Below are 26,337 nucleotides of genomic sequence, written 5' to 3' on the forward strand. Positions count from 1 at the left end.
CACCGTCTCCTTGCCCTCGGCGATCTGCCGCCAAAATCGGCGCTGGTCACCACGCAACGGTCCAAGCCGGGACATCCACATCACCCATTTCAAATCAGGGTGTTGCGCTGACCCTTTGAAGCTGCCGCAGGTCCTAGCCTGCTGACCACCGATACTCGACCTCCGGTCGACCTGGTCCGCTGTAGCGCTGGCCACGGGCGGCCTGCCGGATGCTGACCAGGTGCTCGGCGTACCGACGGGCGGTGACCCGACTGACGCCGAGTTGGTCGGCGAGTTCCCCTGCGGACCAGGATTGATCGCCGGCGCTCAACGTCCGGATCACCCGGCCAAGAAGTTCTGCCGACATGCCCTTGGGCAACGGCACGTCGCCGTGCGCGCGTACGCCGGCCAATAGGTCGTCGACGTCGGACTGGGTCGCCAGGTCAGCTCCGCCGGCAAGGCTCTGGCGGTATTGCCGGTAGGCAATGAGACGGTCGCGCAAGGTAGCGAACACGAAGGGTTTCAGCACGTGCTGCACGACGCCGAGCGAGACCGCGCTACGTACGACCTCCAGATCGCGGGCTGCGCTGATCGCGATGACGTCGGCGGGATGCCCGGCTGCGCGCATCGAACGGACCACATCGAGACCGTGCCGGTCGGGCAGGTTCATATCCAGCAGCACGACGTCGATCTGCTGCTCCTGGAGGGCACGAAGCGCCTCACGGCTGGTCCCGGCGACCGCGACGCACCGGAAGCCGTCGACGCGGTCGACGTAGGCCGAATGTGCCCGCGCCGCAATGACTTCGTCCTCCACGACGAGCACCGACAGGGTCATGGCGCCGTCACTTCCGCCGGCGTCGTCACAGGCCGGACCGCGCCGGGGAGAGTGACGGTGAACCGGGCTCCGGGCGGTCCGTCCACCTCCAGCGTGCCACCCAGGCGCGTCACGGTCTGCGAGACCAGGGCGAGACCGATGCCGCGCCTGCCCGCGCTGCCCTCATCCTTGGTCGACCAGCCGCGTTCGAAGACTCGCTGTTCGGCGCCCTCCGGCAGGCCAGGACCGTTGTCCCACACCTCAAGGACCACCGCGTCACCGTCCACCTCGGCATCGAAACCGACGATCCGCTCGCCCGTGTGTTCGGCTGAGCCCACCGCGTCGAGCGCGTTGTCGATCAGATTCCCGACGATCGTGACCAGGTCCCGCGCCGACGCGATGTCTCTGGGCACGAAGACATTCTCACCTACCTGCAGGGTGATCCCGCGTTCGTTGGCCTCGGCCGCCTTGCCCAGCAGCAGAGCGCTGAGTGCGGGTTCGTGCACCCCTGCCACCACCGAGTCGGTCAGTCGCTGGGATACCTGCAGCTCCTCGGTCGCGAACGTCAGGGCCTGATCGGTCTCTCCCAGCTCGATCAGGCTGACGATGGTGTGCAACCGGTTGGCCGACTCGTGGGCTTGCGATCGCAGTGCCTCGGTCAGTCCGCGGGCCGAATCCAGTTCTCCCGTCAGGGATTCCAGATCGGTGCGGTCCCGCAGTGTGGCCACATAACCCAGGGTGCGCCCGTTCCACCGGGCGGGTGCGCTGGACAGGACCACGACCCTGGCCGCCGTCACGAAGAGCTCATCCTCGCGAGTCCCTTCGCCGCTCAGCGCTTCGGCGAGGGGCGCGGGTAGTCCCAGTCGCCGTACGTCCCGATCTCGCGCAGCGGCAGGCAGGTCAAGCAGCTGCGCCGCCTGGTCGTTGTAGATCCGGACGCGGTGATCCAGGTCGGTGATCAGCAGTCCCTCGCTGATCGCGTGCAGGACCGCGTCGTAGTACTCGTACATCTCGCGCAACTGCCGCTCACCCAGACCGTGGGTCTGGCGCCGCAGCCGACGGGTCAGCCAGCCCACCACCAACCCGCACACCAACGTCATCCCCAGCCCGGCCAGCAGGATCGCCGGCAGCTGCTCACGCACCCGCTCCCCCGCCGCCGCCCGGCCGATGCCGACTGCGACCAGCGCCCGCACCTGGCCGTCGACCTTGACCGGTACGACGGCGCGCACCGACGGCCCGAGGGTGCCGCTGTAGTCCTCCAGCACCACACCGCCCTGCGCCGCAGCCTCGATGTGACCAAGGAACGGTTTGCCGATGCGGGTGGGGTCGGGGTGGGTGTAACGGATTCCGGTGGGGCTCATGATCACCACGAAGTCGGTGTCGCTGCTGCGCCGCACGTCCTCGGCGTAGGGCTGCAGGGTGGCGCGGGGGTCATCCCCGACGACGGCCTGCTGCACCGCGGGTGTCGCCGCGATGGTCCGCGCCACCGCCAGTGCCCGCGCGGACGCTTCGTGCTCGGCGTCCCGTGACGCGAGGAGGTAGGCCCCTGCAAGCCCAGCGGCCAGCACGAGCGCAGCGAAAAGCGCTGTGACCGTGAAGACCTGCGCGGCCACACTCCACTCGCGCGGGCGGCGCCACACTCCCGGCGTGCCGCTCATCAGCGACCCGCGAACTCAATGTTCACAAACGTGACCCTAGTCACTGCGTGGCCCAACCTGGCATACACACCGGCCATGAGGCCCAGATCACAGGAGGCACCGTGAGCAGCACCGCCGACACCGAGGTCGCGCCGCCTACGCGCAAGCGCGACAAGACTCACTATCTCTACATCGCGGTCATCGTCGCGATGATCGCCGGCATCGTCGTCGGTGCCGTCTTCCCCGACTTCGGCAAGGAACTGAAGCCGCTGGGCACGGGGTTCGTGAACCTCATCAAGATGATGATCGTCCCGATCATCTTCTGCACCATTGTGATCGGCGTCGGCTCGGTCCGGAAGGCCGCGCAGGTCGGCAAGGTGGGTGGTCTGGCCCTTGGCTACTTCCTGACCATGTCGACGGTCGCCCTGGCCATCGGACTCATCGTCGGCAACATCATCCATCCCGGGGCCACGCTGCACCTGGACGCCGCGACGGCCAAGGCCGGCCAATCACAGGCGAGCGGTGGTGCGGAAAGCACCGTGGACTTCCTGCTCGGTCTGATCCCGGACACCATGGTGTCCGCCCTCACTGCGGGGTCGGTGCTGCAGGCGCTGTTCATCGCGCTCCTGGTCGGATTCGCCCTTCAGGGAATGGGCACATCCGGGGAGCGGATCCTGGGCGGTATCAAGCTCATGGAGAAACTGGTCTTCAAGGTGATGGCCATGATCATGTGGCTGGCCCCGATCGGTGCCTTCGGCGCGATGGCGGCCGTGGTCGGCGCCACCGGACTGGGCGCCCTGAAGAGCATGGCCATCCTGATGGTCGCGTTCTACCTGACCTGCTTCATCTTCGTCTTCGGTGTGTTGGGCACGCTGCTGAAGGTGGTCACTGGGTTCAACGTCTTCAAGTTGTTGAAGTACCTGGCCCGGGAGTTCCTGCTGATCTTGTCGACGTCCTCCTCGGAATCCGCCCTCCCCCGGCTGATCGCCAAGATGGAGCACCTCGGTGTCGACCGCTCGACGGTCGGAATCACTGTGCCAGTGGGCTATTCGTTCAACCTGGACGGCACCGCGATCTACCTGACCATGTCCAGCCTGTTCATCGCCGAGGCTCTGAACCAGCCGTTCACCATCGGTCAGCAGGTCTCGCTGCTGGTCTTCATGATGATCGCCAGCAAGGGCGCCGCCGGCGTGACCGGTGCGGGTCTGGCGACCCTCGCCGGTGGCCTGCAGGCGCACCGTCCCGACCTGGTCGACGGCGTCGGGTTCATCGTCGGCATCGACCGGATGATGAGTGAGGCCCGCGCGCTGACCAACTTCGCGGGCAACGCGATCGCGACGGTGCTGATCGGCACCTGGACCAACACCATCGACAAGCCCCGGGTGGCGGCGGTGCTCGATGGCCACATTCCGTTCGATGAATCCCAGATGATCGACGACGATGCCGACTCCGCGCCCGCGACGGCCCTGCCGGAGCGAACCAGTCCGGAACTGGTCGGCGCGCGTTAGGTTCGCGTCCACGCAACGAGGTGCCGGTGACCGTTCGCGGCCACCGGCACCTCGTTGCGGGGAGTTCAGTGGAAACTGATGACCTGCTCACCCCAGGCAGATCGGATGTCGGCGTCCAGATCGTCGACCAGGGTGTCCCCGGCGTCGATCACTAGAGTTGCCCGCCGGTCATGGTCGTAGCTGGTCCAGTCCGGTCCGCCAGCACAGTTGGGCTCCTCCCCTTTTACGAAGGCCGTCCAGCGTTCCTGCATCCGGCGCGAGAGCCCCTCGCCCTTGCGTCGACCACCGAACAAGAACGTCGGGTCCTTCGGTCCGCTGCTGAGATTGCCCCATAGATAAGGCAATTCAGTGGCGTGAGTGGCGCCGAGCTTGATCAGGCGGAAGAACGGGGTGGCGTAGTCGAAGCGGTAGAGGTAGGTCGGCGCGATCGCGCTGTGGCCGTCGGCAGCCCACACCGTCGGCATCCGGAAGCCGAGGTCGCGCGCGATACCCATGCCGAGCACCTTGTAGCGAACGTTCTCGTACGCGCCCAGGACCTGCTCCTTGCTCGGCAACTCCATCCCCGGATTGTCCTGGTGCATGTCCGCGTACATCGTGTCCAGGCCAGCCTGGCTGATGGGAACCAGCGGCGACTTCATGAACTTGAACAGGGCCGCCTCGTCCTTGTTCGTCCCGATCAGGAGAGGTACGACGAGGCCGCGCCCTTCGCGCAGAACGACGTCGGGCGACTCCGGCAGCAGGTCACCGTCAATGACCGGGGTGAACGGGAGCACGCCCGGATCGGACGCGGGTACCGCCGTGTAGATCTCCATGGCCGCACTGACGATCTGCTCTGCGGGGACCGCACGAAGCGTCGCCGAGTCCACCTGCGCCACACCGAGTTGCTTGACGAACAAGTCTGCGACCGAATGCGATCGGTCTGGTCCGTAGACGCTCGACGCGGGCGCCGACTGCGCGATAGCGCGCTGGAACAGCCCTTGCGCCGACGGCGTTGCGAGCAGCGTCGTGACCAGTCCGCCGCCAGCGGACTCACCGGCCACCGTGACACGACCGGTGTCGCCACCGAAGGCGGCGATGTTGTCCTGCACCCAACGCAGTGCCAGCAGGACATCACGCAGGGCGAGGTTGTTGTCCGCGTCGGGCAGGACGCCGGTCAGGTCGACAAAGCCGAAACCGCCCAGACGGTAGTTGATCGTGACCACGATGATCCCGCCGGTCTTCACCAGGGAGGTCGCGTCGTACAACGGTTGGCTGGAGGCGCCGAAGGTGTAGGCGCCGCCGTGGACCCACACCATCACCGGCAGCGGTTCGCAGCGCTCCTTCGGTGCCCAGACGTTCAGCGACAGGCAGTCTTCATCGAAGACGGCGCCCACTGGCATCGGGACCGCAGCAGCCTTCTTCTGGGGGCACACCGGCCCGAATTCCGTTGCGTACACGTCTTTTTCGACGCGTGGCGCAGCAACGGGTGCACGCCAGCGCCGGTCACCGGCGGGTGCCAGTGCATAGCGAATGCCGCGCCACGATGTCACGCCGTCGTCGGTGCGGCCGGTGAAGTTGCCGGCCGGAGCCTGCGCGGTCAGGGAGGTCTGGGTCATGGTGGTGCCTTTCAGGGATCAGTGGGTGAGGAAGGTCAGTGGGTGAGGGCCTGGACGGTGTGGGCGAGCTCGGTAGCCGCCAGCAGCCCGAAGAGGGCCGCCATGATGAAGGCGCTGTGCGCGATCAGGTCGGTCTTGAGGTTCTCCATCCACTCCCGGACCTTCGGGGAGCTGCTGCCGGCCATGAGGATCAGGACGATCATGGCCAGCGATCCCGCCGCGGCGAACAGCGTCGACATGAGCAGGATGAACAACGGATTGTGATTGTCGGAGGCGATGATCGTTCCGCCCTTGATCAGTGCCGGGAAGTTCTTGCTCTGGGTCAGGCCCATCACCACTCCGAGACCGGCGGCGCCTCCGATGGAGATGACCTCGGTCTTCGCCAGCCAACCCGGCGTCCTGGCCGGCGACCCGGGCGGCTTGGGCCGTTGCCGCCAGTTCACGATCGCCAGGGCCAGGAAGGCCAGGCCGATCACCGCACTGGCGATCACGCTCGCCGTGCTGTCCTTCGCGCCGGTCGCCTTGACCGCGGCGTGGGTTCCGAAAGCAGTAATACCGGTGACCGCGAGGCCACACAGGGTGTAGGCCGCCGTGAAACTCACGGCCGCGGACCGGCCGCGTTCGCTCAGCGCCATCGCCACCACGGCGATGATCGGCAACGGCGAGAGGATCATGCCGGCGGCCAGCGGGATGAGTTGGGTGAGAGAAGGTGAGGACACGCCGTGAACGTACGACGAGGCGGTGCGCGGCCCCGGCGGAATGTTCGGCCTATACGACAACCGGAGCGTGCTTGTCCTGCAGCGGGATCATCGCTTCGAGTACGACGCCCTCGGGCTCCTCGTGTAACCACGCCCCCGCGCGGGCCGCGGCGGAGTCCTGCCGGAGAGCGGCTGCTCCGGAGCGGGCACCAACACTGATCACCTGCACCAGCAGCGACGACCCGGCACCGGTATCCACCCGCCGGGCGTTGACACTGATCGGAGCCGCGGGGGCGTGCTTCACCGCGTTGAGCAGGCCCTCCGCAACCACCTCGTACGCGTCGGCTGCAGCCCGGGGATGACGTTCGATGGCGGTTCTCGCCGCGGCGCCGAAACCACCGTCATCGATCGGCACGACACGGCCCCAGGTGCGCAGGAGCGAGGTGAACGCGGACCACCCCGGGCCCGCTTGCGGGGTGTCGAACACTGCGGCGACCTCGTCGATGACCGTCCGGGCCTCCTCGAGGCGGGCGGTGTCCGTCGGATCGTGGGCCAGCAGGACGCAAGCGGCCTGCAGATCACGGTGCAGCAGCCCGCTCGCGGTGAGCAGCGCCGTACGTGCATCGGCGGTACTCAGTCGTGCGCTCCGGCTGGCTTGCGCCACAGCGGTATTCAGTCGGCGCTCGGCGACCCGGCGCGAATTCATCAACCCGTAACAGAGGCTCGCCGCCAGCGCGAAGGTCGGGTAGGCGATCACCGGGAACAGGACCGTAACGCCACCTCGGTGACCCATGAGCACGGAGTTCAGAGTGAGTGCCGCGCCCACCACAACAGCCAGCGCGAGGAACAGAGCGGGGCGACGCCGGGGAAGGTAGCGATGCGGCAGGCGGCGTGGCAGCAGATCCGCCAACCACCCGCAGACCGCCAGCACCACCAGCGAGCTGAGAACCTCACGCGCGGACAGCTGCGCAATCCCGTAGGGCAGGAAGACCAGGAGATAGATCACGCTCACCAGGCCCACGGGCGGCAACCGGAGCCTGGGCCGGCGCTGGTCGACGAGTCCGCCCGGTACGGTGGCGGCCGCTGGTGGCAGCGGGTTGTGGGCCTCATCAGCCAGCGCGTGACTGCTCGACCGGACCTTCTCGGACGCGGCCGCCGCGAGAGTGGGGTCTACCCGCCCGTGTGCGGCCCACGTCGCGAACTCATCACCCAACTCTTGTGCACACCTGCTGACCGACTCCCGGGCGGCACGGTCGAACTCGGCCGCCCGTTGGCCAGTGGTCTGCAACTGTGAGAGCGCCTGCCGCAGAAGACGATTCACCTGACGTCGGTTTCGTTCAGCGTCGGCGGCGACAGCGATCACCGAGATCACCACGGTCCACACGATCACGTTGGTGATCACCCGAACACCGCGTTGGTCCGCCTCCGGCGGGTAGGCCCCCCAGGCAGTCATCAGCCAGTCCTGCACGAACGGCCGGGCGACGCTGGCGATCCCGATGGCGGACAGCACGCACACCGCGCGTAGTCGCCGCGACGACAGGGTCCGCTCGAGCAGGGCCGCCAGCACCAGGATGGCAGCGAACACCGCCCACGCCGCCACCGAGGCACCGGCGGCCGGCAGCGGGTCCTCCTTCGCGGGTAGCGTCACCAAGGGACCCATCGCGGTCACCGCCAGGGCACCTGTGACGGGGAATACCGGCCAGGTGATGAAGTGCCCGGAGCCGACCACCCGGCGCCACGAATGCGCGAGGTTGATCATCGTCCGGGTCCGAAGGCGGCGATGTATCTGGCCGCTGCCACCACCCGCGGATTGATCGTTGGGTCCCCGGTGAGCTCCATGCGTTGGAAGATGCGGCTGATTGATCGTTCGACTGCCCGCACCGTCGATTGGGTGCTGTCGGCTATCTGCTCGTTGGACGCACCCCGGGCCAGCAGGGCAAGGATCTCCAATTGGTGGCGGGTGAGTCTGCCCAGACCGTCCCGGTCCTGGGCGGCAGCGGACGACTGGGCACCCGGAGTTGCCGACATCGCTGCCTCCAGAGCAGCCACCAGATCCTCCGGGGAGGTGATCTCGTCCTTACCGATGAACACCGCACCGGGCACGCCCATTGCCGTCGCGCCGGCAGCCGCCCGGGGGAAGCTGGAGACAAAGACGATGCCGAGGTGCGGCGCCAGGCCGTGCAGCATCATCGCGAGTTCGGCGCCGTCGGGCCGACTGCCGAGATCGATGTCGGTCAGCAACGCATCGGGATCGAATTCGGCGAACTCTTTCAGAGCTTCCTCAGCATCGGCGGCGCCCTTCACCTCCCAGTTGTGCCGTTGCAACGTGTCGCACATCAGGGCGCGCAGCGCGGATTGGTCCTCAACGACCAGCACCCTTCGCACCCACTTGGTGTCCACAGGGTCAATGCTAGGCAAGCCGACCGGTGAGTTCGTGGTCGTCGCTGTCGTAGCGACCGACCACTTTTACTCCAGGCCCTTGTGCGCATGGATAGCTTGGCGTCATGGACCGCATTCTGACCGCTGCCGCGGTGATCACCATGGAGCCCACGCATCCGCGCGCTGAGGCTGTCGCCGTGTCCGATGAGCGCATCGTCGCCGTCGGCACACTCGCCGAATGCCAGGCCGCCCTGCCGCAGGCCGCGGTCGTCGACACCGGCGCGGCCGCCCTGATGCCCGGATTCATCGACGCCCACTCCCACCCGGTGGTGACCGGTCCAGGGGTGATGCCGCCCAGCTACTGGATCGCGCCGTGGTTCGCGCCGACCTGGGACGACGTGCTGAAGATGTTCCAGAAGGCGATCGACGAGACGCCGGCGGGCAGTCCGCTGGCGTTCTCCGGCTTCGATGCCTTGTTGCACGGCCACGACGCCCCGGACGCCGCGTCACTCGATGCGATCTTCGGGGACCGCCTGGTCTTCGTGCTGGACAACTCGGGGCACGCTGGCTACGTCACCACCGCCGTGCTGAAGAAGCTCGACTATGTCGACCACCCACCCGCCGATCCGGTCGGTGGGTCCTTCGAACACAACGCGGACGGCAGCCTGAACGGCCGGGCCCACGAGGTGCCGGCAATCATGACCTTCGCCCAGCCCGTCGCGGAAGTTTTGTTGTCGCAGGGAAACCCCCTGCAGGGTGCCGTCGAGTACTACCTCTACCTATCTGCCGCCGGCATCACCTCCACCACCGAACACACCTACCGCACGTCGGTGAAGGCTGCCTACGAAGCCCTGGCGAAGATGCCCTCCTGCCCGCTTCGGATCTCGCTCTACCACATGTCGACGGAGTCCGACGCGAACGAACCGTTCACCTCCGACGTGCCCGAAAACATGCTCCGCAAGATCGGCGTGAAGCTGTGGGCGGACGGCTCACCGTGGGTGGGCAACATCGCGATGAGCGCGCCGTACCTGGACACGCCGACGACCCACGCTGCCGGAATCAAGGCGGGCCTGCACGGCGAGGAAGAGATGAATTACTCACGCGCACAACTGGACTCATTGCTCGACCAGTTCGCGCCGAACGGTTGGCAGATGTCTGTCCACGCCAATGGTGACGTGGCCATCGACATCGTGCTGGATGCGTTCAGTCGTGCGCTCCAGGCGCACGGCTTGCACGACACCGATCACCGCTGGCGGGTAGAGCACATCGGGGGTGCTCGCGCGGACCACTTCCCCCGGATGGCCCAGACCGGGATCGTCCCCTCGCTCGGCCCGTTCCAGTTCTCCTACTGGGGGGATCTGCTCGACGGCAAGATGTTCGATCCCGAGGTGGGTTCGCAGTGGCAGCGCGCCCGGGATGCGTTCGACGCCGGGCTCAAAGTGTCCTTCCACAACGACGGGAGTGTCAGCCCGCCCTGGCCGTTGCGCAGCGCGCAATCCATGGTGACCCGCCGGACGGTCAGCGGGCAGCTGCATGGCGCCAACCAGGCGATCAGTGTTGATGAGGCGATGCGGGCGATCACGGTCAACGCGGCGTACTCGTTGCATCACGAGGACCAGGTCGGTTCGATCGAGGTGGGCAAACTCGCCGACTTCGTTCTCCTGGGTGCCGATCCGTACGCGGTGCCGATCGACGAGATCGAGAAGATCAAGATCCTTGGAACGTGGGTCGGCGGCTCACCGATCGACCTGGACGAATTCGCTTCTGCCGGCGATGGTCTGCCCCAGAGCAACGTCGACCACATGATCGCGCTGGGTGTGCCGCTGCACCGGCAGCAGGGATGACTGCGGCTCGATCCCTTGTGCCCCGGCTGGTGTCAGGAGCAGCCTGAAGACCAGCGATTCATAGTCGGCGGCCGCGGAGCAGTCATGAGTTTTGAAGTGAGCAGGGACGCCTACGGGCGGTTCATGGGCCGATTCTCCGAGCCGCTGGCCATTCAATTCACCGACTGGGTGGCCCCGCAGCCGGGTCAGCGCGCGCTCGACGTTGGGTGTGGTCCGGGTGCGCTGACCGCGGTGCTGGCTGACCGGCTCGGATCCGACGCGGTGGTGGCTGTCGACCCGTCCGAGACCTTCGTCCGGGCGGTCCGTGGGCGGCTGCCCGGGGTCGACGCACGGGTCACGACGGCCGACCGCCTGCCCTTCGATGAGGACACCTTCGACCTTGCGCTGGCCCAACTGGTCGTGCACTTCATGCCCGATCCCGTGGCGGGGCTGCGTGAGATGGCCCGGGTGACCCGGGCCGGTGGCATCGTCGCCGCCAACGTCTGGGACCTCGCTACCGGGCGGGCACCGATCAGCCTCTTCTGGCGTGCCGTCCGGGAGCTCGATCCCACGCACCCCGGGGAGAGCGGGCTGCCTGGTGTCGGCGCGGGCAGCCTGACGGAGCTGTTCGAGCAGGCGGGTTTGGACGACGTGGCCGCCATCGAACAGACGGTGCAGTCCGAATTCGGCTCGTTCGATGAATGGTGGGAGAGCTACACCCTGGGCATCGGCCCGCCCGGGGTATTTCTTGCCTCTTTGGACCAGGCGCACCGCGATGCCGTGCGGGACAGGTGCCGAGCAATCCTGCCGCCCGCGCCATTCACTGTCCCGGGCACCGCCTGGAGCGTACGCGGTCGCGTCCGCCCCTGACCTCGGATACCGAAACTGGCACTGCGCCAGGGATGTTCGGGCAACACGACACCCAGCTGGGACGTCCGCAACCGTTCCGCAGACTGCTGTTCACAGCCGACTCATTGTCCAGCCCTGGACAATACACACCTCGTCGCTGTCGAACACGGAAGGCGTTTGCATGTCCTACTCCCACCGTCCCAAAGCATCACGGATCGGCCCGGCGCGCATGCGGAAGGCCGCCATCGCTGCTACCGCAATGACCTTCGCTACGGCCGGACTGACCCTGAGTCAGCTGCCGGAAGCGACGGCAACGCCGAGCCCGTCGCCGGCACCGACCACGACCGTGCTGCTCCCCGACGAGGATCCCTTCTACACGCCCGACGTCGCGTTGGCACCGCTCAAGCCGGGTACGCCGATCAAGACCCGCAACGTGCGGGTGGTCGTCAGCGCGAAGTACAAGATCAACGGCGTCGCGACGCAGATCCTTTACCGCACGACCAACCAGGCCAATCAGCCGGCTGCGGCAGTCACGACGATCCTCGAGCCCCTGGTCAAGGGGCCGCGCAAGCTGATCTCCTACCACGCGCCGTACGACACCCTGGGCTCCCAGTGCGATCCCTCCTACACCCTGCAGGGCGGCGCCAACGGCGATCAGCCGCAGACGCTGGACCTGGTCGCGGCGGGACCCCTTGTCGCACAGGGCTACACCGTGGCGATCCCCGACTACGAGGGACTGCAGGAGCACTGGACCATCGGAAAGGAATCGGCGTACGCCGCGCTGGACAGTGTGCGCGCGAGCGAGCAGGTCCTGAACATGCCGAAGTCGACTCCCGTTGGCCTGATGGGGTATTCGGGCGGTTCGGTGCCGACCGGCTTCGCGGCCGACCTGGCGCCGACCTACGCACCGGAACTACGGATCGTGGGCGCGGCCGCCGGAGGTGTCCTGGTGGATCCGGCGCACAACCTGGGATACATCAACGGCTCCACATTGTGGTCCAGCGTGATTCCGGCGCTGATGTACTCCTACAACGAGACCTATAACCTCAACATCGGCCAGTACTTATCGCCGCAGGGAGTCACTGACGTGGGCCAGGTCGCCGGTCAGTGCCTCACCGAGTTCCTCGGGACCCCCGCCAATCTCGAAGACAGCCAGCTGCTCCAACCGCAATGGCCGTCGCTGCTGAGCATCCCGGCTCTTATCGACCCGCTCAACGAGAACATCATGGGCGCCAGCGGCGTCCCCCGCACCCCCGTGTTCCTCGGGGTCGGAAACACCGACCCGGAGTCTGGTAACCCGCCGCGGGCCGGTGACGGAATCATGCTGGTCGACGACGTGGCGGGCCTGGCCACCCAGTACTGCAAGGAACACGTCCAGACCCAGTTCAAGATCTACCCCAAGCTCAACCACTTCCAGGCGTTCGTTCCGTGGACCGTGGACGCGAATGCGTTCATCAACGCACGGTTCGCCGGCAGGTCCGCGGTCTACTGCAAGGGCATTCCGCAGGGCGTCCCGTTGACGCCGCTGCCTGCGATCAAGTAGCCCTCTGAACACTTCAGCGCCGCCGGCCCATGGGGTCGGCGGCGCTGAATTGCGTTATAGATCAACCGTGTCGGCGGGCGTCCCACTCGTGGGCGGTGGCCTCTTCGGCCTTGATCGCCTTGATGATCTCCGGTGAGCCCATCTTCTCGATCTTGCCGCCGATGACCGGGATCTTGGCCTTGAGATCGGCGTCGATGCCGACGGTGCTGCCGCTGCCGTTGGGCTTGATGTAGGTGAAGCCTTTCATCGAGATCGGCTGGCCCTTCATGTGCACGGTGAGGTCACCGCGGCGGCTGCCGTCGGCCTGCTTGGGACCCCAGGCGATGGTCTCCAGGACGTCGACCTTGTCGCCGACGACCTTCTTGACCAGTTCCGGGACGTCGCCCGAGGGCATCAGCCGCTGCACTGTGCTGGTGTGCGCCTGGCCGTTCTCCGCCACCTTGCTGGAGTAGGTGATCGCCCCGGCCGCCTTGCATTTGTCGTCCTGGTAGTCCGGGTTGATCGCGTCTTCGTAGACCTCGTCAGGGGTCGAGGTCAGGTCCCAACTCAGTTCAATCTTCATGCCGACAACTTACTGCAAAGTAACCCCGAATGTGACCCGTACCACTATGGCAATCCGGGCCACAAACCGAGCGGCCGGTACGCCGAGTGGTCACCACTCGGCGTACCGGCCGCCTGATCAGGCTCAGACCTCGTCGTCGAGCGCCTTGGCCACGCGGTGGTGGGCATCCCAGATCTCCTGCGGCAGTCCCCGGAACTGCTTCAGGTGCGCCTCACGCAACTCGATCTCCTGCTTCCAACGGTCGACGTCGATCGCGAGCAACTGGTCGATCGTTTCGTCGTCGATGTCGAGGCCGTCCAGGTTCAACTCCTCCTTGGTCGGGACGACACCCACCGGGGTCTGGGTGCCGGTCGCCCGGCCCTCGCGGTAGTCCATCATCCACAGCAGGGCGCGCAGGTTCTCGCTGTAGCCCGGCCACAGGTAACCACCGTCGGCGTCCCGCTGGAACCAGTTGACGTGCGCGAAGAGCGGCTTGTCGGTGAGCTGGTCCAGGATGTTCAGGAAGTGCTGCGCGTAGCGGCCCTCCGGCAGCGCCAGGAACGGACGCATCGACATCGGGTCGTAACGCAACTGTCCCGCAACGCCTTCCGCCGCAGCGGTGGCTTCGGCGCCCAGCGTCAGGCCGTCGTACACACCCTCGGCCGGGTCCGTGATCGCCCGGATCAGCGGCTCACGGTCACGGGTGCGACCGCCGTAGATGATGCCGTCGATCGGCACGCCTGCAGGGTCGTTGTAGTCCGGCGACTCGTTCGGGACGTTGGACATCGTCGAGGTGAAGCGGCAGTTCGGGTGCGCCCACACGAACTCCTTGTTGCGCTGCTCGGCTTCGGGGCGCTCGGAGATCAGACCGCCCTTCCAGTCCCGCCAACCGGTCACATCGGTCGGGTAGTCGGGGGTCTTGCCCTCCCACCAGGTCTCGTGGGTGTTCACGTTGTAGGCGGTGTTGGTGAAGATCGCACCGGTCTTGGGCTGCACGGCGGCCAACGCGTTCGGGTTGGTCTTCTCGTTGGTGTCGATCGCGACACCGAAGACACCGAACTCCGGGTTCATCCCGTAGAGCTTGCCGTCGTCGCCGACCCACATCCACGCGATGTCGTCGCCGAAGAACTCGACGTAGTAACGGTCGCCCAGGGCGTCCGGCGGAACCATCATCGCCAGGTTGGTCTTGCCCGAGGCGCTCGGGAAGCCACCGGCGATGTGGTACTTCTTGCCGGTCTGCTTGTCGTGGATCGCGATCAGCATGTACTGCTCGCCCAGGAACTTGCCCGACGCGCCACCGTCCCAGTTGGCCTGACGCAGACCGTGCGCGATCTTGCCCAGCAGCGCGTTGCCGCCGTAGGACGAACCGAAGTGCAGAATGGTCCGCTCGTCGGCGACCGTGACGAAGTAGCGCTTGTCCTCGGGGGTGCCCTGGCCCAGGTTCTCCAGGTCACCGGTCACGTGCACCGCGCGCACGAAGCTGTCCGGGTCGGCCAGCGCGTTGAAGGTCTCGACACCGACGCGGGCCATCCGGATCATCTGCAGGACGACGCTGCGGTTGTCGGTCAGTTCGATACCGGCGGCGAATTCCTCCAGCGGGGAGCCGGGGGCCGACATCAGGTACGGGATGACGTACATCGTCTTGCCCTCGGAGGCACCGGTCATGTTGCCGATGACGATGGGCTTGATCTCGTCGCTGTGCCGCCAGTTGTTGTAGACACCCTTGTCCTCGGGGTCACTGGTGGCAACGATCGTGCGCTCCTCCGAGCGCGCCGTGTCCTTCCAGTAGCTCTGGGAGTAGTAGAGACCCTCGCCGGCCGGCTCGAGCTCGCCGGCGTCCAGCGCCTCCTGCAGCAACCGCGCGTCGTCGCTGGCGCTGACGACCTCGATCCGCGCGGGGCGGGTCACATCCGCCCATTCCTGCACGTACTCGATGACGGCAGGATTGGTCAGGCCCGCTGCGTTCAACACCTGTGCGACGTCAACCATCGTTTCGGGTCACCTTCTGTTGTTGTTACTGGGTGGTAGTCCCTCCAATCTACCGGCCCAGGGGGTGAAACCATCACGATCCGAACGCCTTCCAAGGCGATAGTTGTGCGTTTGTGTTGGATTTACCGATGGGTACGCCGTGTGCCGGCCAAGCAACCCACACGAACCACCCTGGCCCCGCAGGTTCGCCCATTGCGGGGGCGTGTGGGCTGAATCACATTGCGCCTCAAGCGGCCAGGGCCAGCGAGCCGCCCGCCTCGGCCACGATCTGCTTGGCGACGGTGAGCGCCGTCGTGATCGGGATCGCGAAGCCGACGGACCGGCCGGTGGCGCTGGCCGCGGTGTCCATCCCGACGACCTCGCCCTCATCGTCGAGCAGCGGCCCCCCGGAGTCCCCGGACTGGATATCGGCATCGGTCTCGATGAGTCCGGACAGCGACTCTGAGGGTGTGCCCCGCTCCGCCTGGGTGGTCACCTGCTGGTCCAGTGCGGTGACGGTGCCGGACGCAGCCACCAGGGAGCCCGTGCCGCCGGCGTTGCCGACTCCGGTCACCGTGTCGCCCGTCGTCAGGTCGTGATCGTCATCGAGGGTGACCGTGGTCAACCCCGACGCGCCGGCGAGTTTGAGTACGGCGACGTCCCGGCTCGCGCTGGTGCCGACCACCGTGGCGCTGTAGGTGCGGCCGGTCGAGGGAATGGTCACCCGGATCTCGGAACTGTCCTCCACGACGTGGTTGTTCGTCAGGACCAGACCGCCGGAGGTCAGCACCATCCCGGTGCCCGCGGCGACGCCGTTGACGTCGGCCAGTTGTGCCTCCACGACGACCACACCGGCTGACTGCTGCACGGTCGCTGCGGTGCTCTCCCCCTGTGACAACGTTTCTTGCGACTGCGAATTGTCCTGGGAGGAGCCCGGCCACTGCTGGCTGTCGCCGAATTGGTCACTGTCCCAGCTGTTCTGGTCGCTGCTATCGCCCTGGCTGCCCTCCTGGCTCTGCGCCGAGCCGTTGTCGGACTGCTGCGTGTTGTTGCTGGCGTCCAGTTGCTGGGTGATGACCTGCTGCAACCCTTCGATCCCGCCGGAGCCGCGGATCAGGGCACCACCGACGGTGCCCGCGGCGACCAGCAACACCGCAGCGAACGCGGCCACCAGCCACGAGAGGAGTCCGGCTCGACGGCGCGGCCGGTGCGAAGGATTAGCCATGCTGGCATCTGATGCCGGTAGACCTGCCGTCGGCTACCAAGAACCTTTGCGACGGCTGTGAACACCGCCCCCTTCAATCGCCCCAGGCCGAACGCAGCAACGTGGTTGAGTTACGACATGAGCCTGCCGGGTCAAGCAATCACCGACGACGCGGAGGCCATCGCACCGACGCGGCGCGAATGGGTGGGTCTGGCGGTCCTGTCCATCGGTCTCGGACTCATCGTGCTGGATGGGACCATCGTCGGCGTTGCGCTGCCGGTGATCATCGAGGACCTGCATCTGGACCTCACCGACGCGCAGTGGGTCAACAGTCTGTACGCCGTGCTGCTGGCCGCGTTGCTGTTGTCCACCGGCAACCTTGCGGACCGCCTGGGCCGCAAGCGGTTGTTCCTGGCCGGTCTGGTCGTCTTCGCCGTCGGCAGTCTGCTCGCAGCGGCGGCATCGAGCGTCGCAGCGCTGATCACCGCGCGGGCCGTCCAAGCCGTCGGCGCGGCGTTCATCATGCCCTCGACCCTGTCCACCGTGAACGCCGTGTTCCGGGGCAAGTACCGCGCCGCGGCATTCGGCGTCTGGGGTGCGGTGATCTCGGGGGCCGCGGCCATCGGTCCGCTCGCGGGCGGTGCGCTGACCCAATGGGCCTCATGGCACTGGATCTTCCTGGTCAACCTCCCGCTCGCGGCCCTGGTGTTCGTTGCCGCGATCTTCACGGTCCCGGAGACCCGGGGTCGCAAGACCCGTCCCGGCATCGACATCGACGGGGCCATCCTCAGCGCCATCGGTTTCGGCGCTCTGGTCTTCGCGGTCATCGAAGGGCCGCAGGTGGGTTGGTGGAAACCCACCAACCACCTGCACATTTTCGGCTGGACGTGGTCCCAGAATGCTGCGATCTCGGCGGTTCCCGTGGCCTTCGGGATCGCCGCTGTTGCCCTCACCCTGTTCGTCATCTGGGAACGTCACCGCGAGAAGGCCAAGCGAGCGGCGCTGCTGGACCTCACCTTGTTCTCGTTCTCCACCTTCTCCTGGGGCAACCTGACCGCGGCGATGGTCGCCGTCGGTGAGTTCGCAATCATCTTCGTGCTGCCGCTGTACTTGGTGAACGCCCGCGGTCTGGATGTCATGGGCACTGGCCTGGTGCTTGCCGCGATGGCCATCGGCGCCTTCTTCTCCGGCGCCGCCGCCCGGCACATCGCCGCCACGTTCGGCTCCCCGGGCACCGTGCTGATCGGCCTCGGCCTCGAAGTGTTGGGCATCCTTGTGCTGGCACTCCTGCTCGGTCCCACGAGTTCGATCTGGCTGATCGTGATTCCGCTGACCGTGTACGGCCTCGGCCTCGGACTCGCCTCAGCCCAGCTGACCGGCACGGTGTTGCGGGACGTTCCGGTCGAGATCTCCGGCCAGGGGTCCGCCACGCAAAGCACTGTCCGCCAGATCGGTTCGGCCCTGGGTACGGCGATCGCGGGCGCTGCGCTGTCGGTGTCGTTGGCGCACACGCTGCCCGCCGCGCTCACGAACGCCGGGGTCACCGGCCCCGGTGCCGACACGCTCGCGAACGCCACCCGTCAGTCAGCAGGCACCACGATCTCGCAGATGCGTGCCCAAGGCGTCACCGGCGACCAGGCGTCAAAGACCATGGACGCCTTGACCAGCGGCTTCACCGACGCGACGCGTTGGGCGCTGTTGATCGCCACCGTGTTTCTCGCGCTCGGCTTCATCGACGCGGTTCGTCTCCAGAAAGCTGCGCGCCGGACTCCAGCCTGAGGGCTACGAACCCGGACTGACCCGGCGCATCAGGACGACCGAGTCGTCGATCGTTGCCGGGTTGCCGTCGGGGTCGGTCACCTCCCGCTGTCGCAGGTCAGCGACCTCGACCGACCAGACCGCCGGATCCAGGTCGAGTTGCTCGACCTCCTCGTGCGGACCGATGAAATGCGCTGCGTGCTGGTGCATTTCAGGGCTCGCCCACGGCGGCGGGGTGGCGTGACCCAGGACGAAGAGGTGGCCGCCGGGGTTCACCGCCTCGGCGAACCGGCGCAGGATCTGCGTACGCGGGATCTCGACGGTGGAGTGCAGGAAACTCGCCGCTACCAGATCCACCGTGCCGTCGATGGGTGCGTCGGCCAGGTCACCGACGACCGTGGTGATCCGATCGGCGACGTTGCGCCCCGCGGCAGTCTGTTCCAGCCGCGAGAGCGCTGTGGTCGATATGTCGTACGCCGTGACCCGCCACCCGCGCTCAGCCAGCCACAGCGCGTCGCCGCCCTCCCCCGCGCCCAGGTCGATCGCCGTACCTGCTGGTAGGTGTTCCAACACGCTCACCAGGGATGCGTTCGGCGCCCCGGACCAGATCCGGTCCTTCTCGCCGTAGCGGGCTTCCCAGTGCTGCGCCAGTTCGTTGTCGCTCACGTCTCTATTGTCCGTACGCCGAGCGCCGGGTGGCGAGCGACCCGCTGGGTCATCGCATGGTATGCAGAATCTCAGTGACCTGCGCGGCGACGAGGTCGGGCTGCGACAGGAAGGGGTGGTGGCCGGTCGCGAGGTCGATGCTGCGGGTGGCGCGGGCGGCGTGGTGGCGTTGCAGCGCAACCGAGGTGCTCTGGTCGTCGGTGCAGACCAGGTAGGTGGAGTCCTTGCCCTGCCAGGCGGCGTTCGTGGTCGGGGTGATGAACGCGGACGCGGCCTGATCAGTGACCCGGCCCCAGGCTCCGGCTCGAACCCACTCGTCCGTCACGTCCTGCAGGAAACGGGTGGCGAACAAGTCCTCGTCATAACCATCGAGGTGCAGGGTGCCGTCCTCGCCGGGGGCGATGGCCACGGGGTCGGTCTCGTTGCTCATGATGTCGGCCTGCGACGTGCCCACCTCGGGGAGGTAGGAGGTGATGTAGAGCAGCCGCTTTGCCGCAGGGTGGTCGGCGCCGTCGGCGATCACGGTGCCGCCATAGGAATGGCCGACGACAAGGGCGTCGCCCTCGATGGCGTCGAGTTCGCGGCGGAGAGCCGCGGCATCCACCGCGAGGCCGCTGCTCCCGTCCGCTGCGGTGCCCTCGCCGCAGGAGGGCAGAGCGATCGCCCTGCTGCGCACACCGGTGGTCGTCTCGACGAGATCGGCGACTGGCTGCCACCACCACGCCCCGTCGCGAACGAGTGCACCATGGACAAAGAGGATCTCGGTCATGGTTGATTCTCGCGTGCGCCTGCGCACTAGCGGAGGGTCACCGTCAGGGACGCTCTCTATGGTCGACGGATGCGAACTCGCACCATTGGAAATGAATCCGTCGGTCGCGTCGAGGTCGGCGCCATCGGCATCGGGCTGATGACGTTCGATCAGAGCGGACCCCAGCCCCGCCAACAGCTCCTAGACACGGTGACGGCTGCACTGGAGGCAGGAGTCACCCTCTTCGACACGGCCGACGCTTACGGCCCCGGCGATGAGAAGGGCGCCGACGCGCAGGGTGAGAACGAACTGCTGATCGCCTCCCTGCTGGATGAGTTGGGGGTGCGCGACCGGGTGTTCCTGGCCACCAAGGGCGGCCACGTCCGCACCGACGGCGGCGGCTGGGACGTTGACAGCTCGGCGGACCACCTCAAGCAGGCAGTGGACGACTCCCGACGCCGCCTGGGCGTCGATGTCATCGACCTGTGGCAGCACCACCGTCCTGACCCGGATGTGCCCTATGACCAGGTCATCGGCACGCTGGCCGAGATCGCGGCCAGCGGCAAGGTCCGGATGATCGGACTGTCCAACGCCAACTCCGAGCAGATCCGCTTGGCCCAGCAAGAGCTGGGGTCAGCGCTGGTGAGCGTGCAGAACCAGTTCTCACCGGGGTACCGCAGCAGTCGTCCTGAGATCGACGTCTGCGAGGAGCTGGGGCTGGCGTTCCTGCCCTGGAGCCCGTTGGGAGGGCTGTCGAAGGCCAAGGGCTTAGCGGAGAGCGCACCGGCGTTCGCCAGGGTCGCCGACGACCGCGGGGTGTCCGTGCAGCAGGTCGCTTTGGCCTGGGAACTGGCGCAGTCCCCTGTCGTGATACCCATTCCGGGCGCCAAACGGCCGGAATCGATCACCGACTCGGCGAAGGCTGCCGACCTGGACCTGACTGGGGACGAGTTGGCGGCTCTCGACGCCGGCTGATCTGCGCTTCGCGCACGACTCATGGCGGTCTCGTCACTTATCGCGGTGTTCCAGGCCGGGAACCCAACGACTAGCGCCGGTTTCGTCGATTGTCGACGAATAGACCCCAGCCGCGACTGCCAACCCACCGGCAATCCACCAGGCCCCACCCCCAAAAACAAATAGGTCGGACCTGAAACTGCGGGTCCGACCTATTCCGATGCCCGGAGACATCACCGACCTCCGGCTGACACTGTTGGGCTTTCGGACATCGGTATGGGTGTCTCACGTTCTCTGAATAGCGTGTCTCAGGTGATCGGCATGGAGCACGTTCAATCGACCTCCGTCGAGTAGAACCGCAATTAGATACATTCACTCAAACAAAACGGTGGGAGACAGCTGTGAGTACACGGGAGCACAAAGCGCTGAAGGCCGAGTATGCGGCGCAGGAGAAGCTCGACGCCGAGCAGATCAAGAACCGTCGGAAGGAGGCCAAACAGGAGCCGGCCAAGGTCAACTGGGCGGAGAGCCCCGAAAAGAAGAATAGGGTCTATAAGATCGTGGCCGGCGTGATCATGATCTTTGCTCTTGTGTCTGCCTGTGGCGAGGACGGCGATAAGGCCACGACCGCGTCTCCGTCGGCCTCAACTCCGGAGGTTGGAAAGGCTACGGCCACGTCTCCCTCAGCCTCAACTCCGGAGGTTGGAAAGGCTACGACCGCGTCTCCGTCAGCCTCAACTTCGGAGTTTGGAAAGGCTACGAGCAAGCCCGTGACGCCACGCGCCGATCCGACGAACGCTCAGGTGGTCAAGGCCTTCCAAAGCTATGTGGATGAACGTGCGACGTCGGGCGTGTTGTTGGCAAAGTCGGTCACAGGGGTGAAGTTCGACGGTGGGACGGTGACGGTAACCGCCGACCCGTCACCAACGGTCCTGGAGCTGAGCCCGTACAAGATGCCCCGTGGCCTCGCTGAACTATTCGGTACGCCGATCGCGTTCGATAATGAAGAGGGGGTGTGGCTCCGTCGGGTCGTCAAACGAGTCAAGGTAGTTAGTCCCATTGGGACTAATCTCGGATCGGCCACCGCCGAAGAGATTCACCACATGGGGACAGGTAAGTAGAGACGCTGCAAAGCGGGAGGCCCACACGCGACTACTAACCACGCAAACCACACCCAAGAGACGACTAACGGACCCACGTTTGCGTGGGTCCGTTGTTGTCGATGTCCCGAGACATCACACGGTCGGGCTGACAGGATTTGAACCTGCGACCCCCTGACCCCCAGTCAGGTGCGCTACCAAACTGCGCTACAGCCCGTCTGCACCGGTATCCCGGCACGAGCAGACACTCTACCGTCCCGCGGGCAGTGCTCCGGACACGGTCCGGTGAGCGGGCGCCGTACGATCGATCAACGTGACCCAACCCGGCCGGTTGCTGCGCGACGCAGCCCAGATCGCACCCTCGGACGGCACCTGGCGCGCGGTCGTCCGGGTGGCCGTCTCCGTGGGCGTGCCGCTGCTGGTGTGCTGGGCGACGGGGCACATCGAGTGGGGCCTCTATGCCAGTTTCGGTGCGTTCACGTCGCTCTACGGACGCTTCGAGGGGTACGTCGAGCGCATCGTCATGCAGGTGCAGGCGGCGGTGACGCTGTTGTCGGCCATGCTGATCGGTACGACGCTCAGCGTGCTGGGCGCACCGGTCTGGTTGCGCATCGTGGCGGTCGCGGTCATGGCGACGATCGGAGCCGCGCTGGCGGGCCGGTTGCGGTGGCACCCGCCCGGCGCGCTGTTCGTGGTCTTCGCCGGCGGGGCGACCGCCAGCATCCCGGCGGGTGCGAGCGCCTATGGGCACCTCGCCATCGCGGGCGGTGGCTCCGCCCTCTTCAGCCTGCTGGTCACCACCGTCCTTGCCGCGCTGCGCGGAGGTCTGCGCGAACGCTACGAACCCGCGGATCCGATGTCGGCCAGGAGAGCGATCAACCAGGCGTGGCTCGCGGGAGCGACGGCACTCGCGGGTGGCGCAGTCACCGCAGCGCTGGGCAACGGCCGTTGGTACTGGGGAGCAGTCGCCGGTGTCGCCGTCGCCGGCGGTTCGCACATGGAGGTCCGGCTACGACGTGGCCTGCAACGGTTCGTCGGCACGCTCGGCGGCGTGGTCATCGCCGCTTTCCTGCTGTGGCTACACCCGTCGCCACTGGTGGCGATCCTGATCGCGATCGCCGGCCAGGTCGGCGCCGAACTGTTCGTCACCCGCAACTACGCCATCGCGATGCTCTTCATCACGCCGTTGGCGTTGCTGATGGTCGAACTGGCCGCACCCACTGATCCGCGCTCGTTACTCACCGAGCGCGCCGTGGACACCGCGCTCGGCGTGATCGCTGCGGCAGTGGTCGTGGTGATCTACGACCGGAGGCAACGGGCCTAGCGGCGACGCTTCTCGCGCACGCGCACAGACACCTCGATCGGGGTGCCCTCGAAGCCGAACTCCTCACGCAACCGGCGCTCCAGGAAGCGGCGGTAGCCGGCCTCGATGAAACCGGAGGCGAACAGCACGAACCGCGGCGGCCGGGTCGATGCCTGCGTCGCGAACAGGATCCGCGGCTGCTTGCCGCTGCGCACCGGATGTGGCTGTGCCGCAACGATTTCGCCGAGGAAGGCGTTCAGCCGACCGGTCGGGATGCGGGTGTCCCAGGAGTCCAGAGCCAGTTCAAGGGCAGGGACCAGACGGTCCACGTGACGGCCGGTCTTGGCCGACAGGTTCACCCGCGGCGCCCAGGACAACTGGACCAACTCGCGCTCGATCTCGCGCTCCAGGTAGTAGCGCCGCTCCTCGTCCATCAGGTCCCACTTGTTGTAGCCGATGACCAGGGCGCGTCCCGCGTCCACGACCTGCTGCAGCACGCGGATGTCCTGCTCGGTGATCTGCTCCTCGATGTCGATCAGGACGACCGCTACTTCGGCCTTCTCGATCGCCGCCTGGGTGCGCAGCGAGGCGTAGAAGTCGGCGCCCCGGGTCTGGTGCACCCGCCGACGGATACCGGCGGTGTCGACGAATCGCCACTGTTTGCCGCCCAACTCGATCAACTCGTCAACCGGGTCACGCGTCGTACCGGCCACGTTGTCCACGACGACCCGGTCCTCCCCCGCCAGCTTGTTCAGCAACGAGGACTTGCCGACGTTGGGTCGGCCGACCAGGGCGACCCGCCGGGGGCCGCCACGCGGATAGGCACCGCTGACCGCGGACTTCTCCGGCAGCACCTCCAGGAGCGCGTCCAGCGCGTCGTTCATCCCGCGACCGTGGATCGCCGAGATCGGGTACGGCTCGCCCAGCCCCAGTGACCACAGCATCGCGGCGTCGGCCTCGGTGCGCTGGTCGTCAACCTTGTTCGCCAGCAGGATGACCGGCTTCTTGGCGCGGCGCAGCAGCTTCACGACGGCTTCGTCAGTGTCGGTGGCGCCGACGGTGGCATCCACCACAAAGAGCACCGCGTCGGCAAGTTCGATGGCGACCTCCGCCTGTTCGGCGACGCGCAGGTGGATGCCCGAGGCGTCGACCTCCCAACCACCGGTGTCGACCAGGGTGAAGTCGTGCCCGGACCACTCGGCGTCGTACGCCACGCGGTCCCTGGTGACTCCCGGGACGTCCTCGACCACGGCTTCGCGCCGGCCCAGGATCCGGTTGACCAGGGTGGACTTGCCGACATTGGGCCGACCGATCACGGCCACGACAGGACGGGCGTAGCCACCGTCGTCGGAGGCCGGGGCGGACCCGTCAGCGTTGAGCAGCGCACGGTCCTCATCGGACAGTTCGAAGTCGTCCAGCCCGACCCGCAGGGCCTGGCCGATGGCATCTTCGTCGATGGGCGGCTGATCAGTCATACCGCCCATCCTCCCAGGCCCGGGGCGGGCCCCGAAATCGTCAGCGCCCGGCGATCGCGGAGGTACTGGCCTCGATCGCGCCGAGCACGGCCTCGACCGACTGCTCGAAGTCCAGGTCGCTGGTGTCGACGGTGACGACCCCGTCTGCGGCCGTGAGGAACTGGGCGACCGTCGAGTCCTTGGCGTCGCGTTCGACGATCTGCGCCCGGGTGGCTTCGGAGTCGATCGCCAGTTCCTTGGACCGGCGACCCATCCGGACCTCCTCACTGGCCGTCATCAGGATCCGCGCGTCGGCGAACGGTGCGACGACGGTGGTGATGTCGCGCCCCTCGGCCACCACTCCCCCGGTCGCCTCGGCGATCTGGTTGATGAGTTGCCGCTGCTGCTTCTTCATCGTCGCGCGCACGGCCAGGTTGGTCGCCACCGCCGAAACGACCTCCGAGATCTCACTGGTGCGGATCTGCTGGTCGATCGCGATGCCGTCAACGCTCACGCGCGGGTCGTCGGGATGGGTGCCCATCACCAGCGGAATCGTCTCGGCGGCGCGGGCGACCGCTGCCTGGTCGCCCAGGTCGATGCCCTGGTGTTGGCACCACCAGGCAACCGCGCGGTACATCGCTCCGGTGTCCAGGTACCCCACCTCGAGGCGGCGCGCGACCTCCTTGGAAACACTGGATTTGCCTGTGCCCGAGGGCCCGTCGATGGCCACGATCAGCCGGCCCTCAGTCATGGACCCGCCACCCCTTCTCTTCCAGTACGCCGCGCAGCCGGTCGGCGACCGCCGGCAGCACCATGACTTCCGCGAGTCCGATCTTCGCGCCCACCCCGTGCTCCAGGCGCAGGTCCTCCAGGTTGATCCCCGCGTCGCCCATGTCGTTGAAAAGCCTTGCCAGACTGCCGGGTTCGTCCGGAACGATGACGGTCAGGATGGCATACGTCGTGGGCGCACTTCCGTGCTTCCCGGGGATCCGGGCCTGCCCGAGTTGACCGTCGGCGATGGCCCGTGCGAGTACGCCGCGCGCCCCACTTCCGTCGTCATCGGAAAGGAGCGTGCGCAGCGCCTGCGCGACGCGGGACAGGTCGTCAGCCAGGTCGTCGATGACCGGCGCGATCGCCGCCGCGTTACCCGACAGGATCTGGGTCCACAGCAGCGGATCACTGGCCGCGATCCTCGTGACGTCACGAATCCCCTGGCCGGACAACGCAATTGCACCGTCCGGCAGTTCGCGCAGACGAGCAGCCACCAGGCTCGCGGCCAGTTGCGGCACGTGCGACACGGCAGCCACCGCAGCGTCGTGCTCGTCGGCCGGCATCTGCACGACCGCAGCACCGGTAGAGGCGGCCAGCCGTGCGACCAGGTCGACAGAGGAGACAGCAGAGTGCGGCGCGGGGCACACCACCCAGGTACGGCCTTCGAAGAGATCGGCCTGGGCAGCGACTGCACCGGAACGCTCCTTGCCCGCCATGGGGTGGGAGCCGACGTACCGGGTCAGGTCGGCCTCGCCGTACGCCAACAGATCGGACAGGATCGCGCCCTTCACCGACGCGACGTCGGTGACCACGGCCAACGGCCAGGTGAGCAACGCGAGTTCGACGACCTTCGCAGCGACGTCCGGCGGCGCCGCCACCACGACCACGTCAGGGTGCTCGGGACGGGCAACGGTGCCGGCGCCCAGGTCGGCCGCCAGCGCGGCGGCGGTGGGCGAGGGGTCTTCGAGCGTGACCTCGTCCCCGATCCGGGTCAGGGCCAGCGCGATGGAGGTGCCGATCAGACCGGTCCCGATCACGTGGACCT

General features: G+C 67.0%; 22 protein-coding genes and 1 tRNA gene. 8 read left to right on the plus strand and 15 right to left on the minus strand.

The annotated features are described in order from the left end of the window. Positions 1–133: 133 nt before the first annotated feature. Together AZH51_RS08755 and AZH51_RS08760 are read right to left on the minus strand one after the other, a co-directional pair. Positions 134–814 (minus strand): response regulator, encoded by a 681-nt coding sequence (locus AZH51_RS08755; RefSeq protein ID WP_291523319.1) that lies wholly within the window; start codon positions 812–814, stop codon positions 134–136. Next, complete coding sequence (locus AZH51_RS08760; protein WP_291523321.1) at positions 811–2,451, minus strand: sensor histidine kinase; 1,641 nt, start codon at positions 2,449–2,451, stop codon at positions 811–813. Before AZH51_RS08760 ends, AZH51_RS08755 begins: the two co-directional genes overlap by 4 nt. A gap of 101 nt (positions 2,452–2,552) precedes the next feature. Between AZH51_RS08760 and AZH51_RS08765 the strand changes: the two genes are divergently transcribed. Beyond that, positions 2,553–3,938: a cation:dicarboxylase symporter family transporter gene (locus AZH51_RS08765; protein WP_291523322.1), complete on the plus strand. Its 1,386-nt coding sequence runs from the start codon at positions 2,553–2,555 to the stop codon at positions 3,936–3,938. A gap of 65 nt (positions 3,939–4,003) precedes the next feature. On the opposite strand, the gene AZH51_RS08770 is transcribed toward AZH51_RS08765, so the two are convergent. From AZH51_RS08770 to AZH51_RS08785, 4 genes are read right to left on the minus strand one after another with little or no spacing between them, the layout of a single operon-like run. After that, a complete protein-coding gene (locus tag AZH51_RS08770; RefSeq protein WP_291523323.1) occupies positions 4,004–5,533 on the minus strand; it encodes a carboxylesterase/lipase family protein in 1,530 nt (509 codons plus the stop codon). 35 nt (positions 5,534–5,568) lie between these two features. Beyond that, positions 5,569–6,252, minus strand: a complete 684-nt coding sequence (locus AZH51_RS08775; RefSeq protein ID WP_291523324.1) for a GAP family protein — start codon at positions 6,250–6,252, stop codon at positions 5,569–5,571. A 49-nt stretch (positions 6,253–6,301) separates the two neighbouring features. Beyond that, a complete protein-coding gene (locus AZH51_RS08780) occupies positions 6,302–7,990 on the minus strand; it encodes a hypothetical protein (protein WP_291523326.1) in 1,689 nt (562 codons plus the stop codon). Then, positions 7,987–8,631, minus strand: a complete 645-nt coding sequence (locus AZH51_RS08785) for a response regulator (protein WP_291523328.1) — start codon at positions 8,629–8,631, stop codon at positions 7,987–7,989. The genes AZH51_RS08780 and AZH51_RS08785 overlap by 4 nt, the downstream gene beginning before the upstream one ends. Before the next feature lie 104 nt (positions 8,632–8,735). On the opposite strand from AZH51_RS08785, the gene AZH51_RS08790 reads away from it, so the two are divergent. The 3 genes from AZH51_RS08790 to AZH51_RS08800 all read left to right on the plus strand — a co-directional run bounded on the left by AZH51_RS08790 (position 8,736) and on the right by AZH51_RS08800 (position 12,825). Continuing rightward, positions 8,736–10,454, plus strand: a complete 1,719-nt coding sequence (locus tag AZH51_RS08790) for an amidohydrolase (protein WP_291523330.1) — start codon at positions 8,736–8,738, stop codon at positions 10,452–10,454. 84 nt (positions 10,455–10,538) lie between these two features. Continuing rightward, positions 10,539–11,303 carry a class I SAM-dependent methyltransferase gene (locus tag AZH51_RS08795; protein ID WP_291523332.1) on the plus strand — a complete coding sequence of 255 codons (765 nt, stop codon included), beginning with the start codon at positions 10,539–10,541 and terminating at the stop codon, positions 11,301–11,303. Positions 11,304–11,463: 160 nt separating this feature from the next. Beyond that, a complete protein-coding gene (locus AZH51_RS08800) occupies positions 11,464–12,825 on the plus strand; it encodes a lipase family protein (RefSeq protein WP_291523333.1) in 1,362 nt (453 codons plus the stop codon). A 61-nt stretch (positions 12,826–12,886) separates the two neighbouring features. Here AZH51_RS08800 and AZH51_RS08805 read toward each other — a convergent pair whose 3' ends face one another. The 3 genes from AZH51_RS08805 to AZH51_RS08815 form a co-directional block, all read right to left on the minus strand. After that, the gene (locus tag AZH51_RS08805; protein WP_291523334.1) at positions 12,887–13,387 is read right to left on the minus strand and encodes a DUF2505 domain-containing protein; all 501 of its coding nucleotides are present in this window, start codon (positions 13,385–13,387) and stop codon (positions 12,887–12,889) included. Positions 13,388–13,510: 123 nt separating this feature from the next. Then, on the minus strand, positions 13,511–15,355 hold the full coding sequence (locus AZH51_RS08810; protein WP_291523337.1) for a phosphoenolpyruvate carboxykinase (GTP): 1,845 nt from the start codon (positions 15,353–15,355) through the stop codon (positions 13,511–13,513). Positions 15,356–15,581: 226 nt separating this feature from the next. After that, the gene (locus AZH51_RS08815) at positions 15,582–16,559 is read right to left on the minus strand and encodes a trypsin-like peptidase domain-containing protein (protein WP_291523338.1); all 978 of its coding nucleotides are present in this window, start codon (positions 16,557–16,559) and stop codon (positions 15,582–15,584) included. Positions 16,560–16,676: 117 nt separating this feature from the next. Here AZH51_RS08815 and AZH51_RS08820 point away from each other — a divergent pair, with 117 nt between their 5' ends. Then, a complete protein-coding gene (locus AZH51_RS08820; RefSeq protein ID WP_291523340.1) occupies positions 16,677–18,317 on the plus strand; it encodes a DHA2 family efflux MFS transporter permease subunit in 1,641 nt (546 codons plus the stop codon). A gap of 3 nt (positions 18,318–18,320) precedes the next feature. On the opposite strand, the gene AZH51_RS08825 is transcribed toward AZH51_RS08820, so the two are convergent. Next, on the minus strand, positions 18,321–18,962 hold the full coding sequence (locus tag AZH51_RS08825) for a cyclopropane-fatty-acyl-phospholipid synthase family protein (RefSeq protein ID WP_291523342.1): 642 nt from the start codon (positions 18,960–18,962) through the stop codon (positions 18,321–18,323). A gap of 49 nt (positions 18,963–19,011) precedes the next feature. After that, positions 19,012–19,731: an alpha/beta hydrolase gene (locus AZH51_RS08830; protein ID WP_291523344.1), complete on the minus strand. Its 720-nt coding sequence runs from the start codon at positions 19,729–19,731 to the stop codon at positions 19,012–19,014. Positions 19,732–19,800: 69 nt separating this feature from the next. Here AZH51_RS08830 and AZH51_RS08835 point away from each other — a divergent pair, with 69 nt between their 5' ends. Together AZH51_RS08835 and AZH51_RS08840 are read left to right on the plus strand one after the other, a co-directional pair. Then, positions 19,801–20,685 (plus strand): aldo/keto reductase, encoded by an 885-nt coding sequence (locus AZH51_RS08835; protein ID WP_291523345.1) that lies wholly within the window; start codon positions 19,801–19,803, stop codon positions 20,683–20,685. Between the two features lie 380 nt (positions 20,686–21,065). Then, positions 21,066–21,785: a hypothetical protein gene (locus AZH51_RS08840; protein ID WP_291523347.1), complete on the plus strand. Its 720-nt coding sequence runs from the start codon at positions 21,066–21,068 to the stop codon at positions 21,783–21,785. Positions 21,786–21,907: 122 nt separating this feature from the next. On the opposite strand, the gene AZH51_RS08845 is transcribed toward AZH51_RS08840, so the two are convergent. Continuing rightward, a tRNA-Pro gene (locus AZH51_RS08845) sits at positions 21,908–21,981 on the minus strand. Positions 21,982–22,077: 96 nt separating this feature from the next. On the opposite strand from AZH51_RS08845, the gene AZH51_RS08850 reads away from it, so the two are divergent. Beyond that, complete coding sequence (locus tag AZH51_RS08850) at positions 22,078–23,088, plus strand: FUSC family protein (RefSeq protein WP_291523349.1); 1,011 nt, start codon at positions 22,078–22,080, stop codon at positions 23,086–23,088. Here AZH51_RS08850 and der read toward each other — a convergent pair. The 3 genes from der to AZH51_RS08865 are packed head-to-tail and all read right to left on the minus strand — an operon-like array spanning position 23,085 to position 26,329. Next, positions 23,085–24,551, minus strand: coding sequence for a ribosome biogenesis GTPase Der (der, locus tag AZH51_RS08855; protein WP_367188037.1), 1,467 nt, complete (start codon positions 24,549–24,551; stop codon positions 23,085–23,087). The genes AZH51_RS08850 and der overlap by 4 nt on opposite strands. 31 nt (positions 24,552–24,582) lie before the next feature. Beyond that, positions 24,583–25,272 carry a (d)CMP kinase gene (gene cmk, locus AZH51_RS08860; protein ID WP_291523353.1) on the minus strand — a complete coding sequence of 230 codons (690 nt, stop codon included), beginning with the start codon at positions 25,270–25,272 and terminating at the stop codon, positions 24,583–24,585. Further along, the gene (locus AZH51_RS08865) at positions 25,265–26,329 is read right to left on the minus strand and encodes a prephenate dehydrogenase (protein WP_291523355.1); all 1,065 of its coding nucleotides are present in this window, start codon (positions 26,327–26,329) and stop codon (positions 25,265–25,267) included. The genes cmk and AZH51_RS08865 overlap by 8 nt, the downstream gene beginning before the upstream one ends. Between the last annotated feature and the right edge of the window lie 8 nt (positions 26,330–26,337).

The organism is Branchiibius sp. NY16-3462-2, assembly GCF_001594145.1.
Classification (GTDB): Bacteria; Actinomycetota; Actinomycetes; order Actinomycetales; family Dermatophilaceae; genus Branchiibius.

What these genes read in the sequence shown, in the direction of transcription:
- AZH51_RS08790 (WP_291523330.1), top strand. Translation starts at nt 8,736, where the DNA reads ATGGACCGCATTCTGACCGCTGCCGCGGTGATCACCATGGAGCCCACG.
- AZH51_RS08835 (WP_291523345.1), top strand. Translation starts at nt 19,801, where the DNA reads ATGCGAACTCGCACCATTGGAAATGAATCCGTCGGTCGCGTCGAGGTC.
- AZH51_RS08755 (WP_291523319.1), bottom strand. Translation starts at nt 814, where the DNA reads ATGACCCTGTCGGTGCTCGTCGTGGAGGACGAAGTCATTGCGGCGCGG.
- AZH51_RS08815 (WP_291523338.1), bottom strand. Translation starts at nt 16,559, where the DNA reads ATGGCTAATCCTTCGCACCGGCCGCGCCGTCGAGCCGGACTCCTCTCG.
- cmk (WP_291523353.1), bottom strand. Translation starts at nt 25,272, where the DNA reads ATGACTGAGGGCCGGCTGATCGTGGCCATCGACGGGCCCTCGGGCACA.
- AZH51_RS08780 (WP_291523326.1), bottom strand. Translation starts at nt 7,990, where the DNA reads ATGATCAACCTCGCGCATTCGTGGCGCCGGGTGGTCGGCTCCGGGCAC.
- AZH51_RS08810 (WP_291523337.1), bottom strand. Translation starts at nt 15,355, where the DNA reads ATGGTTGACGTCGCACAGGTGTTGAACGCAGCGGGCCTGACCAATCCT.
- AZH51_RS08830 (WP_291523344.1), bottom strand. Translation starts at nt 19,731, where the DNA reads ATGACCGAGATCCTCTTTGTCCATGGTGCACTCGTTCGCGACGGGGCG.
- der (WP_367188037.1), bottom strand. Translation starts at nt 24,551, where the DNA reads ATGGGCGGTATGACTGATCAGCCGCCCATCGACGAAGATGCCATCGGC.
- AZH51_RS08800 (WP_291523333.1), top strand. Translation starts at nt 11,464, where the DNA reads ATGTCCTACTCCCACCGTCCCAAAGCATCACGGATCGGCCCGGCGCGC.
- AZH51_RS08820 (WP_291523340.1), top strand. Translation starts at nt 16,677, where the DNA reads ATGAGCCTGCCGGGTCAAGCAATCACCGACGACGCGGAGGCCATCGCA.
- AZH51_RS08795 (WP_291523332.1), top strand. Translation starts at nt 10,539, where the DNA reads ATGAGTTTTGAAGTGAGCAGGGACGCCTACGGGCGGTTCATGGGCCGA.
- AZH51_RS08760 (WP_291523321.1), bottom strand. Translation starts at nt 2,451, where the DNA reads ATGAGCGGCACGCCGGGAGTGTGGCGCCGCCCGCGCGAGTGGAGTGTG.
- AZH51_RS08805 (WP_291523334.1), bottom strand. Translation starts at nt 13,387, where the DNA reads ATGAAGATTGAACTGAGTTGGGACCTGACCTCGACCCCTGACGAGGTC.
- AZH51_RS08770 (WP_291523323.1), bottom strand. Translation starts at nt 5,533, where the DNA reads ATGACCCAGACCTCCCTGACCGCGCAGGCTCCGGCCGGCAACTTCACC.